16 protein-coding genes are annotated in these 12660 nt (G+C 71.7%); 6 read left to right on the top strand and 10 right to left on the bottom strand.

Going from position 1 to position 12660, the window contains the following annotated elements; all coding sequences use genetic code 11:
* The first annotated feature begins 154 nt into the window (after window positions 1-154).
* The 3 genes from AC0VYD_RS00845 (at window position 155) to AC0VYD_RS00835 (ending at window position 3628) form a co-directional block, all read left to right on the top strand.
* The gene (locus AC0VYD_RS00845) at window positions 155-1093 is read left to right on the top strand and encodes a PfkB family carbohydrate kinase (protein ID WP_475478108.1); all 939 of its coding nucleotides are present in this window, start codon (window positions 155-157) and stop codon (window positions 1091-1093) included.
* A 128-nt stretch (window positions 1094-1221) separates the two neighbouring features.
* Window positions 1222-2595, top strand: coding sequence for an alpha/beta hydrolase domain-containing protein (locus AC0VYD_RS00840; RefSeq protein WP_475478107.1), 1374 nt, complete (start codon window positions 1222-1224; stop codon window positions 2593-2595).
* Between the two features lie 223 nt (window positions 2596-2818).
* A complete protein-coding gene (locus AC0VYD_RS00835) occupies window positions 2819-3628 on the top strand; it encodes a hypothetical protein (RefSeq protein ID WP_475478106.1) in 810 nt (269 codons plus the stop codon).
* 212 nt (window positions 3629-3840) lie between these two features.
* Here the strand turns inward: AC0VYD_RS00835 and AC0VYD_RS00830 are convergent, their stop codons facing one another.
* Window positions 3841-4326 carry a hypothetical protein gene (locus AC0VYD_RS00830; RefSeq protein WP_475478105.1) on the bottom strand — a complete coding sequence of 162 codons (486 nt, stop codon included), beginning with the start codon at window positions 4324-4326 and terminating at the stop codon, window positions 3841-3843.
* 235 nt (window positions 4327-4561) lie between these two features.
* Entirely contained in the window at window positions 4562-5125 is a 564-nt protein-coding gene (locus AC0VYD_RS00825) for a GNAT family N-acetyltransferase (protein ID WP_475478104.1), read from the bottom strand.
* Between the two features lie 105 nt (window positions 5126-5230).
* On the opposite strand from AC0VYD_RS00825, the gene AC0VYD_RS00820 reads away from it, so the two are divergent.
* The gene (locus AC0VYD_RS00820; protein WP_475478103.1) at window positions 5231-5662 is read left to right on the top strand and encodes a DUF5946 family protein; all 432 of its coding nucleotides are present in this window, start codon (window positions 5231-5233) and stop codon (window positions 5660-5662) included.
* A gap of 12 nt (window positions 5663-5674) precedes the next feature.
* On the opposite strand, the gene AC0VYD_RS00815 is transcribed toward AC0VYD_RS00820, so the two are convergent.
* The 5 genes from AC0VYD_RS00815 to AC0VYD_RS00795 form a co-directional block, all read right to left on the bottom strand.
* Window positions 5675-6784 carry a Kelch repeat-containing protein gene (locus AC0VYD_RS00815; RefSeq protein ID WP_475478102.1) on the bottom strand — a complete coding sequence of 370 codons (1110 nt, stop codon included), beginning with the start codon at window positions 6782-6784 and terminating at the stop codon, window positions 5675-5677.
* A gap of 267 nt (window positions 6785-7051) precedes the next feature.
* The gene (locus AC0VYD_RS00810; RefSeq protein WP_475478101.1) at window positions 7052-7333 is read right to left on the bottom strand and encodes a type II toxin-antitoxin system RelE family toxin; all 282 of its coding nucleotides are present in this window, start codon (window positions 7331-7333) and stop codon (window positions 7052-7054) included.
* Window positions 7330-7608: an antitoxin of toxin-antitoxin stability system gene (locus AC0VYD_RS00805; RefSeq protein ID WP_475478100.1), complete on the bottom strand. Its 279-nt coding sequence runs from the start codon at window positions 7606-7608 to the stop codon at window positions 7330-7332. Before AC0VYD_RS00805 ends, AC0VYD_RS00810 begins: the two co-directional genes overlap by 4 nt.
* A 50-nt stretch (window positions 7609-7658) precedes the next feature.
* A complete protein-coding gene (locus AC0VYD_RS00800) occupies window positions 7659-7910 on the bottom strand; it encodes a Smr/MutS family protein (protein ID WP_475478099.1) in 252 nt (83 codons plus the stop codon).
* Entirely contained in the window at window positions 7847-8881 is a 1035-nt protein-coding gene (locus tag AC0VYD_RS00795; RefSeq protein ID WP_475478098.1) for a hypothetical protein, read from the bottom strand. The genes AC0VYD_RS00800 and AC0VYD_RS00795 overlap by 64 nt, the downstream gene beginning before the upstream one ends.
* Window positions 8882-8983: 102 nt before the next feature.
* Between AC0VYD_RS00795 and AC0VYD_RS00790 the strand changes: the two genes are divergently transcribed.
* Entirely contained in the window at window positions 8984-9610 is a 627-nt protein-coding gene (locus AC0VYD_RS00790) for a MerR family transcriptional regulator (protein WP_475478097.1), read from the top strand.
* Window positions 9611-9682: 72 nt separating this feature from the next.
* Here AC0VYD_RS00790 and AC0VYD_RS00785 read toward each other — a convergent pair whose 3' ends face one another.
* On the bottom strand, window positions 9683-10150 hold the full coding sequence (locus AC0VYD_RS00785) for an N-acetyltransferase family protein (RefSeq protein WP_475478096.1): 468 nt from the start codon (window positions 10148-10150) through the stop codon (window positions 9683-9685).
* A 213-nt stretch (window positions 10151-10363) separates the two neighbouring features.
* Here AC0VYD_RS00785 and AC0VYD_RS00780 point away from each other — a divergent pair, with 213 nt between their 5' ends.
* Window positions 10364-10906, top strand: a complete 543-nt coding sequence (locus AC0VYD_RS00780) for an RNA 2'-phosphotransferase (protein WP_475480144.1) — start codon at window positions 10364-10366, stop codon at window positions 10904-10906.
* 10 nt (window positions 10907-10916) lie between these two features.
* On the opposite strand, the gene AC0VYD_RS00775 is transcribed toward AC0VYD_RS00780, so the two are convergent.
* Window positions 10917-11741 (bottom strand): class I SAM-dependent methyltransferase, encoded by an 825-nt coding sequence (locus AC0VYD_RS00775; protein WP_475478095.1) that lies wholly within the window; start codon window positions 11739-11741, stop codon window positions 10917-10919.
* A gap of 24 nt (window positions 11742-11765) precedes the next feature.
* A complete protein-coding gene (locus AC0VYD_RS00770) occupies window positions 11766-12611 on the bottom strand; it encodes an SURF1 family cytochrome oxidase biogenesis protein (RefSeq protein WP_475478094.1) in 846 nt (281 codons plus the stop codon).
* Window positions 12612-12660: the final 49 nt, after the last annotated feature.

Below are 12660 nucleotides of genomic sequence, written 5' to 3'. Positions count from 1 at the left end.
GCGGGAACGTCGCGGCAAAAACTCGACAACCGGTCCGGCGCCCGGCCGCCGGACACCGGTCACCGGGGATGCGGGATGATCCGGTTCCGGACCCGGCCGCGCCATCCGACGACCGATCCCGGCCACCGACCGCACCCGACGAAAGGGCCCATCCGTGTCAGGACTCCTCCACCACGTGGGACCGGTGATCATCGACGTCGTCATGTCCGTCGACGCCCTGCCCGAACGGGGCGGCGGCGTGTTCGCCGACACCGCCCGAAGCCTGCCGGGCGGCGGGTTCAACGTGATCGCCGCCGCGGCCCGGTCGGGTATGGAGGTGGTCTACGGCGGGGCGCACGGCACCGGCCCCCGAGGGGAGACGGTCCGCTCCGCCCTGCGCGGGGAGGGGGTGGGGGTGGCGCACCCGCCCAGGCCCGAGGACACCGGTTTCTGTGTGGCCCTGGTCGACTCCTCCGCGGAACGCACCTTCGTCACCCACCTGGGCGCCGAGACGGACCTGCCCCTGTCCGACCTGCGCGCCCTGCGCCCGGCGGAGGGGGACTTCGTCTACACGGTGGGGTACTCGCTGCTGCCCGGACCGCGCGCGGACGAGCTGGCCACCTGGATCGGGTCGCTCCCGGAGGGCGTCCGGCTGGTCCTGGACCCCGCCCCCGTGGCGGGCGACATCCCCGCCGAAACCCTCGGCCCGGTGCTGGCCCGCACCGACGTCCTCAGCCTCAGCGCCGCCGAGGCCGCCGCAGTCACCGGCATCGCCCCCCGCGACGCCGCCGCCCTCGAACACGCCGCCGCGCTCCTGTCCGAACGGATCCGCCCGACCGGGGTGGTGGTCCTGCGCGACTCCGCCGAGGGCTGCCTGGTCGCCACCGCGGGTACGGCGCCCCGACGGGTCCCGGGTTTCGCCGTGACCGCGGTCGACACCAACGGTGCGGGCGACGCGCACGTGGGCGTGTTCACCGCTGCCCTGGCCTCGGGCCTGACGCCGCTGGAGGCCGCCCGCCGCGCCAACGCGGCCGCCGCCCTCGCCGTCACCCGGCGCGGCCCGGCCACCTCCCCCACCACGGAGGAGATCACCGCGTTCCTCGCGCTCCGCTGACGGGCCCCATCGGTGCTTCCACCGGTCCTGCCCGCGGAGGGAACCCGGGCTCCGGAACTCCTTGTCGCCCCGGACACCCCGGCCTAGCATCCACGCAACACCGAACCACTCCTGAGGTGAACTTGCGGATGTCCCCCCGATCCCCCCTCCGTTTCGGCGCCCTCCTGCTCGCACCGACCGTCTCCCTCGGCCTGCTCGGAGCGGTACCGGCCCGGGCCGAACCCGTGGACGGCGCCACCGCCACCGTGTCCGGCCCGGTCCCCGTCACCGCCGACTCCTATCCCTTCATGTCCGCCGACGGCCCCGAGGTCCCACCGATCCAGGAGGAGGACCCCATCGAGGCCGACCTCGCAGCGCACGACTACGTCGAGGAGGAGTTCCTGCTCGAAGGCACCGCCGAGCTCCCCGACGCGGGGTCCGTCCCCTACCTCACCCGGATGGTCGTCCGCCGCCCCGCCCGGGCCGAGGACTTCAGCGGCACCGCCTTCCTGGAGTGGAACAACGTCAGTTTCGGCCAGGACATCGAGATCGACTGGTTCCTGTCCCACGAGTACTTCATGGGTGAGGGGCACGTCTGGGTGGGGCTCTCCGCCCAGCGGGTCGGGGTCGACGCCCTCCGCGCCTGGGACCCCGACCGTTACGGGGACCTGACCGTCGGGGGCCCGGAACTGTCCGACGCCCCGGCGTTCGACATCTACTCCCAGACCGCGAGGGCCCTGCGCGCGCCGCTGGGCGTCGACCCGCTGCCCGGGTTCGGCGTCGACACGGTCGTCGCCACCGGGCACTCCCAGTCGGCCCGGTACCTGGCCGAGTACCACAACCGGTTCCACCCCGACCACGAGGCCGTGGACGCCTTCATGATCCACGGCGCCCCCACCGCCCTGGACGAGAGCAGCACACCGGTCATGCGGCTCATGGCGGAGACCGACGTCCGGTTCAGGGCCCAGAGCCGGGAGCCGGACTCGGAGCACTTCCGCCGCTGGGAGGTCGCCGGGACCGCGCACGTCGGCCACACCGAGTACCGCACCTTCGCCCCGCTCATCGCCCGCGAGAACCCGGCGACCGAACCGCAGCGGTGCGACCGGCCCCCGTACAGCCGGGTCCCGTTCCACTACGTGCTGAACGCGGCCTACGACCACGTGATCGACTGGGTCGAGGACGGTACGGCGCCCCCGGTGGCGCCGCGCCTGGAGTGGGACGACGCCACCACGGCGAGCCGTGACGAGCACGGCAACCAGCTCGGCGGGATCCGGCTGGCCGAACACGAGGTCGCCACAGCGCTCAACCACGGCGACAACACCGGCGACCCGTTCTGCGTCCTGCTGGGCGCCCACGTCCCCTTCGAGGAGGAGACCCTGCGGGAGCTGTACCCGCGCCGGGGCGGGTACGCCGCCCAGGTGCTCCAGGCCGTGAACCGGGCCCAGCGCGGGGGCTACATCCGGCACGAGGACGCACACGCCTCCCGTAGGAGTGCGCTGGAGGCCAGCTACCCCTGGTGGTAGTCCGAGGGGGGAGAGAGGGGGCCCGTCGGCCCGTCCGGCGGGACCCCTCCCGGTGTCGATGCTGCCGGGGCCCTCGTACTCCCGCCACTCTTCTGCGTAGGTGACAATCAGAGTCCGGAAGCTCACGACACCGGCATGACCAACGCGACCTACGAGCCAGGAGGATCCCCCTATCTCTCGTATCAGCAGACGCACGTGGGCGTTCACCGCCGCGGGTGTGACCGTGGCCGCCGCCACGGCCACGGTCGGTTTCAACACCCTGACCTACGAACCCGACCCGGACGAACTCCCCCTGACCAATGCCAGCGCCTCCTACCGCAAGCCGGGCGAGACCGCCCAGGACTGGGTGACCCATGCCGACCACGCGGTTCTGGTGCGTGCCGTGGACGAGGAGGTCCACGAACCGCTGCCGGTCGAGGTCGAGCGCGGGGAGGGCATGGTCGGTCGCACCGTCACCCTGGAGGTGGAGCAGGTTCTGTGGTCCGCACCCGACCCGGCGAAGCCGGCACCGGAGACCTACGAGTACTCCGCGTGGGGCTTCGTGTTCACCGGTAATGCGGAGGACCTGAGGCCGATCGGTACGCAGGACCAGCCTCGCGTGGAGGTGGGGCACGACTACGTCATGGCGATCGACTGGGAGGAAGCCCGCTGCACCCCCGGGGACGGGCGCCAACCGGCCCAGTGGATGGGGCTGGACAACAACTCGGTCGTTCCGGCGGACGGCGGTGTGGTCGGTAGCGGTGAGAGCGGGGGGCGTGTGGCCTCGGCTCAGGTGCGCCGGAACTCCTCCGAGCCGGTGCTACGGGGGGAAGGAACCCTCGAGGGCCGGATGATGGGCGAGGCTGTCGGGGCGCTGGCGCGCGAGCTGGCCCAGGCCGAGCCGCACGCGAAGCCGCTGGAAGAGGACCAGACGCCACGGGTGCCCAGTCCTCCCCCGGAAGGTGATGACCCCGAGGAGAACGTCTTTCCCGAGGGCGTGACGGCGCAGGATCTGCGGGAGACCGTTCCCGAGGACACGTCGTGCCCGGAGTAGGGCCGGCTCTCCCGAAAGCCCGCCACCGGGGCCAGTGACCGATGAGTGTGGCCCTGATGCCGGGTAGCGCCTCGGGTCGGGCGAGAATCCGAAACCGGCCCCCGCGCAACCGTGTGTTGCGCGGGGGCCGGTTCTTCGCGCCCTCATGGCGAGACGTTCCGTCTAGCTTTCGGGGATGACCGTCGCAAAGCCGTCGGAAACCGGCTCGGGGATCAGTTGCAGTTGCCCCACTCGCCGCGACCGCCCCAACCGACATAGCCGGTGTCAGGGGAGACAATCATGGAGGTGGACCTGACGCACTGGTTCTGGGCTGGTCCGGAGGCGGCAGCGTAGTGGCCGTAGGTACTCGAGTCCTCGTAGCGCCTCTGGCCGGAGGATGTCTGGACTTCGAGGAGGGCGGTGGTGTCGGTCGCGGGTCCGTGCGCGCTACCGGTCCGCATGGTGACCACGCAGTTCTGGCCGTACTGAGCGTTCCATAGCAGGTAGGACGTGCCCAGGCGTTCGTAGTGGCCGGTCGTGTTCACCGCGATCGCGCCGGAGTGCAAAACCGTGTAGTTGCCGTTGGACCAGTCACATCCCTCCTGGGAGACAACCGCCCGGGCCAGGGTGTGGGCTGACGCCGGAGTAGCGGCCACCAGGGTCGCCGCAGTGGCCAGGGACAGGGCCGCAACAGCACGTCCGAGTGTCTTGAGTCGCACAGAGATCCTCGTCTTGTGGGGGACAAGTGCTCCAGATTGTAGAAGGAGCGCTTGGACGGATTGCCCTCGCGCCGAGCTTTGGGCACGGGGTGGCCACAACCGGACACGGGAAACCAAACCACCTTCAGCGCGAGGTGGTGCGATGACAGGCGTTCCGCGACCGGGAACTGGTCAAGACGCTCCCCGGCAAGGGGACCTTCGTCGTCTGACCGCGCAGGCGCACGCCGTCCCGTGCTCAGACGCGGTCGGGCAGGGCGACGTGGACCCGGTGCGGGCCGTCGTAGTGGAAGCCCTCGCCCACGGCGAGGAAGCCCAGCCGTTCGGCCAACCGGAGGCTGGGAACGTTGTCGACGTGGACCAGCGCCCAGACCGAGGCGAGCCCGAGCCCGTCCAGTCCGTGGTGCAGCAGGGCCCGCGCGGCCTCGGTCGCCAGCCCCCTCCCCCCGTACCGGCGGCCCAGGTACCAACCGATCTCCGGCAGGTCCCCCGGGAGTTCCCGGGAGGGCCGCAGGTGCGCCAGGCCGACCACCCGCCCCTGGCCGAGGATCGCCCAGTGGCCGAGCTCCGGGGGTCCGTCGTAGGCCAGCCGGTTGTCGACCATGGTCCGGGCCAGTCCGCCCGCCGAGAGGTCCGCGCCGAGATGGGTGCTCATCGCGGGGTCGCCGAACAGCTGCACCACGTCGTCGGCGTGCCCGGCCGCCAGGGGCTCCAGCCGTAGCCGCCCGGTCTCGACCACGGCCTGCTTCCCGCCCACGGCGTCGCCCCCGGTCGGTGTCGGAATCAGACGGAGAGACGGCAAGCCTCTTCCGGCGGCCACACCCGCGTCAACCCCGGCAGCCCCTCCTGATCCGGTGCCGCGGGAAAACTGCTCGCGTTCCCGGGGCACGTGCGAAAGCATTCAGGAATGGACACCTGCCCGGAATGCGGGGCCGCCGGCGAGGTCCCGTGCGAGGAACTGTTCGGACGGCTGCTGGCCCTGGACCACTCCCGTCAGGAGCCCTGGGGGCCGCTGCACGGCGTCGCCGTCGCCTGTTACCGCCTGCAGCACCCGGCGTCCCTCACCACGGGCTCGCACGCCTTCCTACTGGAACTACTACGGGCCTACGTCGGGGGCGGGGCCGAGGCGGCGACCCGGCTGACCGAGCACGCCCGGCGCGCCAACTCCCACCGGGTGCTGCGGCGGGACCGGGCGGACGAAACTCCCGGCCCGAGGGCTCCCGCGGGGTTCACGTACACCGTCGCGGAGGTCGCGGCGGACGGCGCCTTCCCCGCCGAGGGCCACCCCGGACGTGTCCGCGCCTGGTCGGAGGCGACCCTGGCCGCGTGGCGGGGCTGACCACCCGGGAGCCTAGGCTCGCAGGTCGATCCTGACCCCGCCGGTCTCGCACCGGCCGCCCCAACCGAGCAGGAGCTGCGCGCCGACGGGTTCGACGGGGCCGCAGTAGCCGTCGAGCGTCTCGTGCCCGGACCGGTGGGTCAGACCGGTGTCCGCGTCCCACACGCTGAACTCCCCGGCGTTGGTCGAGAGCACGCCCAGCCCCTCCACGAAGGCCATCTCCCCCGACAGCAGGGGGTAGGAGACCGGGTACACCGGCGGCTGGAAAGCACCGGCGTCGTGTACCGTCGCGGCCTGCCCCAGACCGTCGATCTCGTACAGGTGCCCCTCGCGGCCCTCCTCGACCGCCAGGAGGGCCCCGTTCCCCGGAAGGGCCGCCAGCCCGAGGTACGCCCCGTACGGCTCCTCGACGTCCGCGAACTCGACCATGGACACACCCGTGTCTCCCACCCGGAACCGACCGGTGAACACGCGGTCGGACGAGGCCCCGGCCAGAACGACCTCGTCGTCGGCGGTCACCAGGTCGAACACGCGGAACCGCTCCCCGGCACCGGTCACCGGAACGGAGTCCCAGGTGTCGTCCTGCAGCGAGTACACCAGGAGACCGCTCGCGTAGCCGCCTCCCCCGAAGACGACGTGGTCGCCCGCCACGGTCACCGGTGCCAGGTCCCTCGCCTCCGGAGCGTCGGCGACCGGTTCCCAGGAGTCGGTTCCGGGGTCGTAGATCGCACCGTCCCTGGCCATGCGGCCGTCCTCGTCCCCGGAGAGCGTGTCGGTGACGCCTCCCCAGACGAGTACCCGCTGGTCCCCGAGGACCGCGGTGGTGTGCCGGGTGCGCGCTTCCAGGTCCGCGTCCGCGATCACGCGCCAGGAGTCGGTGTCCGGGGAGTAGGCGGCGCCGTCGGCGTGGGGCCCATCGCTGCTCCCGCCCCAGACGAACAGTTCCGCACCGGTCCACACGAAGCTGTGGTCGACGCGTGTGCCGAAGGGCGCCGGGGGCAGCTCACCGACGGAGACGGCCACGTCCCACTCCTCGGGCTTGAGCGCCGTGCAGCCCGTGGCCGCCAGGGCTGCTGCGGCCAGGCAGGCCGCGAGGGACGCCGATCGGCCCGTGACGCGCATGCGATCGCTCCAACATTCGACGGGGGATGACAGGGGGAAGCAGACGGCGACAGGCCCTGCTTCCGCGGAGCCGCCCCGTCGCACCCACACCAGTACCAGAAAGGGCGGCGTGGACCGGGGCCCGGGCCGGGCTCGGGCCGGAACGTCGAGGTCGGGGCGGAGCAGGCCTTCGTGCTCCTCACCCGTCGAGCCGCCGGAGGTCAGTGCCTGAAGTGGATGAACAGCCGGCCGAAGTACCTACACCGACGTACTTCCGGAAGGCTGACCCTAGAGTTTCCGGTAGACCTCACGACGATGGGCGACACGCAGGGCGAGGACGACAAGTCGGCCGTCATCGATCGAGTAGACCACCCGATGGTCGCCCACCCGGATACGCCACAGACCTGGGTAGCCGCTGAGCTGACGACACCCGTCCGGGCGTGGCTCCTCAGCCAAGGCCATCACGGCTGCGTACACGCGACGAGCCACGGGCTTGTCCAACTTGCCGAGCTCCTTACCGGCCCGACCGTCGAACACCACCTCGTAGGGACGCGCCTGCCCGTCCGTCACAGGCCAAGCTCCTTGGCCACATCCTCGGCGGACACGACCTCGGCGCCACCGGACCGGATCTCTTCCAGCCTCTGATGCGCGACACGGCCGTCCTGCTCGTCGAGAAGCTCTTCGTAGGCCTCGACCAGCTCGATCGGGACGATGGCGGCAACACGCTCGTGCTTGCGTCCTCGCGTCACGTAGGTGACTTCGTCCCCGAAGGCAGCTCTGTTCACGCGCTGGGAAAAGTGGTCACGGGCCTCGGCCACAGACAGCTCGACAGGGTCAGCACTCATGTCGCCATACTACGCCAAGTTGGCCAACTTGGCGGCTCTTGAACCTGACATCAGTGCCGAAAATAGATGAACAGTCGGCCGAAGTTCCTCGAGTCCTTCTCGACCCGGTGGTAGCGCGCCTTGACGTCCTTGCGGTCGAGGAAGCGCAGCACCCGCTTCTTCAACTGGCCCGAACCCTTGCCCGGGATGATCTCCACGGTCTTGGCCTTCTTGCGCTCGGCCTCGTCCATGATGTCGTTCAGGGCCTGGTCGATGCTCCGCCCCTTGTTGAAGATGTCGTGTAGGTCGAGTTTGAGTCGCACTCTTCGTCCTCCCGGTCCGCCTGCCCGGATGATACGCGCAGGGCCCACACCAGCCCCAGAACGGTGAGAACGGTGACCGCCCCGCCGACGGCGAGGGTGAGCGCGTCGGGGGAGACCACGGACTGGCCGCGCAGGGCCTGCCAGACGGTCAGCGCGGTCAGACCCGTGTAGGCGGCGCCGACCACGGCCACCAGGCGGCGGCGCGTGCCGTCGTCACGCAGGCGGGGGAACCGGGCCGAGAGGACGCCCAGGACCAGTACGAGCAGGACCATGACCTGGAGTCCGTGGATGCCCAGGAAGTGGCCGACCCGCAGGTCTCCGCCGACCGTGCTCCATCCGACGAACGGCAGGCCGGGGCCGCCGTCGGCCGGACCTACCGTGTGCGCGCCGACGACGTCCGGGGCTCCTCCGGAGGACTCCTCCAGTTGGGCCGGGGTCGGGCTGGTCATGAGGGGCCCCACGCCCATCCCCAGGAGCGCGATCCCCACCCCGATCCGGATCGCCCAGCCGGTGGAGCGCTCACGGATCCGCTGGAACAGGAGGATCGCCCCGATGGCGAAGGTCGCCGCCCACAGCACGGTGATCATGGCGCCCATGACCGTGTAGACGGCGGAATCGAACGCGGTCGAGTTGTTGAAGTGGCTCATCTCGCCCCGGGCCACCTGGGTGATGATCAGGGCCATCTCCCCCAGGGACATGGCCGCGACCACCGCTCCGAGCCACCAGCCCGTCCGCCGCCGGCGGACGACCAGGGAGAGCAGCCAGGCGAGGGTGGCGTTGTAGACGATGATCGACAGCGAGAACTTGAACGGTTTCAGCCAGGCCGCCTCACCGTTGACGACACGGTCGTCGACGGCCAGACCGACCGCGCTCACGGCGAGGAGGAGGACGCAGGCGTAGGCGGCCGCCATGAGCGGCCGGTGCCAGTGGTGGGCTGCCCGGAACCCCCGGGCGACGGACGACGGTAACATGAGGACCCCTCAGGTAGATATTCACACTATCCACTACGGATAAGCTAACTATCCATAATTTGGGGCGCGGGCGCAAGGGGCCTCCGCCCCCGAAGGAACGGCATGCGCATCTCGGAACTGAGCGAACGCTCTGGGGTCTCCGTACCGACCATCAAGTACTACGTGCGGGAGGGGCTCCTGCACCGCGGCGAGCTCACCAGCCCCAACCAGGCCCGTTACGACGAGAGCCACCTGGACCGGCTCCGCCTGATCGGCGCGCTCACGGAGGTCGGCGGGCTCTCCGTCGCCGCCACCCGGGACCTCCTCCAGGTGATCGACGGGGACCAGCGCCCCGAACTCGGCGACCTCATGGGCCTCACCCTGAAGAGGGTCGACGGCGGGCCCGGGGACGGCGGCGACGTGAGCGAGGAGGACCTGGCCGCCGCGGACGCCCTGACCGAACGGCACGGCTGGCACGTCCACCCGGGCTCCGCCCTGCGCGAGGAGCTGGCCCGGGTGATGGCCGCCCTGGAGGGCTCCGGCTTCGAGCTGACCCCGGAGTGGCTCGACGGCTACGCCGACGCCGCCGGACAGACCGCCCGGCTGGACCACGACTACGTGGAGGGCGTCACCAACCTGGACGGTGTCCTGAGGACCGTGGTGGTCGGCACCGTGCTGGGGGAACGGCTCCTGGCCTCCCTGCGCCGCCTCGCCCAGGCGAGCGAGGCCCGTCGCCGCCACGGGAGCTGAGCCGGAACCCGCACCGCACCGCGTCCCCCGGGCCCGTCCCGGCCGTCGCACCGGCCCCGGGGCCGGTCCTCCTCAGAGGCGCAGTTCGAAGCACATCCGGTCCACGCCGGGGCCGTCGTGGTCGGTGTGCGGCCCGGTCACGGTGAAGCCGAGCGACCGGTGGAAGGCGATCGAGCGGTCGTTGGTCGGCGCGGTGACCGCCCGCACCAACGAACGGCCCTCCGCCCGGGCCGCCCCGGCGAACCTCAGGTACATCCGTCGGCCCAGCCCGCTACCCCGGTGGTCCGGGGACACCGCGGTGAAGTGCACGTAGGCCTCCTCGGGCCGGGCGGGTGAGGGGAAACCCACCAGGAAACCGGCCAGTGCGCCCTCGGCCTCCGCGGTGAGGCTGGTGGTGTGGAAGTGGTCGAGGAACAGCCTCGGGAGGATGTGCGCGACCGGTTTGCCCCACCAGTCGTCACAGACCGCTAGGATCCGCCCGTGGTCCTCCGGCACCGCCGCCCTGATCCGCACGCCGTCCGCGTCCGGTTTCCCCTCCATAACGCCGTCCTCAGCTCACGCGCTCCCCGGGGGTTCTCCCGAAGCGCTCCTCGAAGGGCCGCCGTACCCCCCGTCGCGGTCGAGCACCGCGAACACGACCCTGGCGAACACCCCCTCGAACTCCCCCCGGAGGTGTCCGGCAAACACCTCGGCCCCTCCGGGGCGGCCGAAAACCCCTGGCGCCGGCAGAGCCCGGTCCGCACCATGGAATCCATGAACGACAAGGAACTCCACCGCGCGTCCAGATTCCTCTCCCTGGTCCTGCGGCACGACCCCGCCCGGGCCGGGCTGACACTCGACCCCCAGGGCTGGGCCGGGACCGACGCCCTCGTCTCCGGATGCCGCCGCGCCGGCCTGCGCCTGACCCCCGAAGGGCTGCGGGAGATCGTGGAGACCAACGACAAGAAACGCTTCGCGCTCAGCCCGGACGGCCTGCGGATCCGCGCCCAGCAGGGGCACTCGGTCCGCGTCAATCTCCAACTGGAGCCGACAGCACCGCCCGCCCGCCTCTTCCACGGCACCGTGGGCCGTTTCCTGCCCACGATCCACAGTGAGGGACTGCGCCCGATGAACCGGCACCACGTGCACCTGTCCCCGGACCCGGAGACCGCGCGCGGGGTCGGCGCACGCAGGGGCACCCCGGTCGTGGTCACCGTCGACTCCGCTCGCATGCACGCCGAGGGCCACGAGTTCCGCCTGACCGGGAACGGGGTCTGGCTGGCCGACGCCGTCCCGCCCGAGTACCTGGTCGGCTGAGCACCCGACCTCAGACGGGTTTGACCGCCTGGAAGATGGCCGTGCCGGGAACCATCCGGCCGCGCACCGGCCCCCAGCCGCCCCACACCTGGTCGTTGTCCTGCGGCCACTCCGGCTCGACCATGTCCTGCGGCACCAGGCCGGCCGCGACGATCCCGCGCAGCCAGTCACCCACGGTGTGGTGGTGCTCGACGTAGACCGCCCGGCCCGCGTCGTCCTCCTCCACGTAGGCCCGGCGGTCGAAGTAGGACTGGTCGACCGTCATCCCCTGCTCGGTGGGGTCGTCCGGGAAGCACCACCGGATCGGGTGGGTCACCGAGAACACGAACCGCCCTCCGGGCCTGAGCACGCGCCCCGCCTCGGCGAGGGCGGACTCGGCCGCGGGCACGAACGGGAACGCCCCGAAGGCGGAGAAGACCACGTCGAAGGAGTTGTCGGCGAACGGCATCCGCTGGGCGTCGGCCTGGACCACGGGCAACCGGTACCCGGTCTGCTCGTCGATCCGCCCGGAGTGCTGGAGCTGCCGCCGGGCCAGGTCGAACCCGACCACCTCGCGCACCCCCCGGGAGCGCAACCACCGGCCGCACTGGCCCGCGCCGCAGCCCACCTCCAGGACCCTCTTCCCGCTCACGTCGCCGAGCAGCCCCGCCTCGGCCTCGTCCACCCCCTCGGGGGACCAGACGAAACCCGCGTCGCGGAGGAAGTCCCCGTGTTCGGCCTGGTAGGCGTCGGCGGCACCGTCCCACCAGAGCCGCCCGGCCCGGGCGCTCTCCGCGCCCCCCACCGCGCGCCGTTCCACCTGTCCGGGCGCCGGGTAGTCCACCTCGTCGTACACGATGCTCCTAGGTCCGGGGCGGGTTCAGGCCCGGGTCCGCCCGGACCCCTCCTCCGCCGGTGCGGGGCCCTCCGCGGGCCCCTCCCCAGTGTCCCCGTTCCCGTGGGCCGCCCCGGCCCCGGGCTCGCCGCCGCGCGCGTCGCGCAGTTCACGGCGGATGAGGACGACCCATCCCACGACGGCGACGACGGCGAACACCCACCACTGCACGGCGTAGGAGGCGCTCATGCCGGTGTCCTCCTCCTGGAGGGCGACTCGCTCCGGCGCCGGGTCGGGCACGGGGTCCTGCCCGGTGAGCTCCACGTAGCCGCCGTAGATCGGGTAGGGCAGCTCCTCCGCCAGCATGTCCACGTCGACGAACATGATCTGGCCCTCGGGCATGCCCTCGCGGTTGTGCAGCCCGGTGTTCTCCTCGGTCTCGCCGAACTGGAGGCGCCCGGTCACCTCGACGGTGCCCTCGGGCAGCGGCGGGGCGTCCGGGGTGTCCTTCGCGTTCTCCCCGCGCTCGATCCACCCCCGGTTGACCAGCAGACCGGTACCGTCCTCGGTGACCAGCGGGGTCAGGACGTGGAAGCCCACACCCCGGGAGCCGTCCCGGTTGCGCAGCAGCACCTCGTGCTCGGGGTCCCAGGTTCCGGTGGCCTCGACCGTGCGCCAGCGGTCGGCCGGGGCGACGTCGCCGCCCACGGAGGCGAGTTCGCCGACGGGGACGGGGTCGGCCGCGACGTTCTCCCGCTGGAGGTCGACCGCCGCGCTGCGCATCTCGGCCCGGTCCAGCTGCCAGAACCCCAGCCAGACGAAGGCCGGCACGAGAACCACGACCATCGCGTGGAAGGCCGTCATGCGTGAGGAGAACAGGACTTTGAGCACGTCTTCGAGGTTATGAGACGCTCACGGCCCGCCCGCACCGCCCCCGCCT

The sequence above is a fragment of the Nocardiopsis sp. iso_40 genome (assembly GCF_056173285.1).
This window is presented reverse-complemented; position numbering and strand designations above follow the sequence as displayed.

Excerpts from the sequence above, each read along its gene's own strand:
- AC0VYD_RS00840 (WP_475478107.1), top strand. The coding sequence starts at position 1,222 with ATGTCCCCCCGATCCCCCCTCCGTTTCGGCGCCCTCCTGCTCGCACCG.
- AC0VYD_RS00820 (WP_475478103.1), top strand. The coding sequence starts at position 5,231 with ATGGACACCTGCCCGGAATGCGGGGCCGCCGGCGAGGTCCCGTGCGAG.
- AC0VYD_RS00815 (WP_475478102.1), bottom strand. The coding sequence starts at position 6,784 with ATGCGCGTCACGGGCCGATCGGCGTCCCTCGCGGCCTGCCTGGCCGCA.
- AC0VYD_RS00805 (WP_475478100.1), bottom strand. The coding sequence starts at position 7,608 with ATGAGTGCTGACCCTGTCGAGCTGTCTGTGGCCGAGGCCCGTGACCAC.
- AC0VYD_RS00795 (WP_475478098.1), bottom strand. The coding sequence starts at position 8,881 with ATGTTACCGTCGTCCGTCGCCCGGGGGTTCCGGGCAGCCCACCACTGG.
- AC0VYD_RS00790 (WP_475478097.1), top strand. The coding sequence starts at position 8,984 with ATGCGCATCTCGGAACTGAGCGAACGCTCTGGGGTCTCCGTACCGACC.
- AC0VYD_RS00785 (WP_475478096.1), bottom strand. The coding sequence starts at position 10,150 with ATGGAGGGGAAACCGGACGCGGACGGCGTGCGGATCAGGGCGGCGGTG.
- AC0VYD_RS00780 (WP_475480144.1), top strand. The coding sequence starts at position 10,364 with ATGAACGACAAGGAACTCCACCGCGCGTCCAGATTCCTCTCCCTGGTC.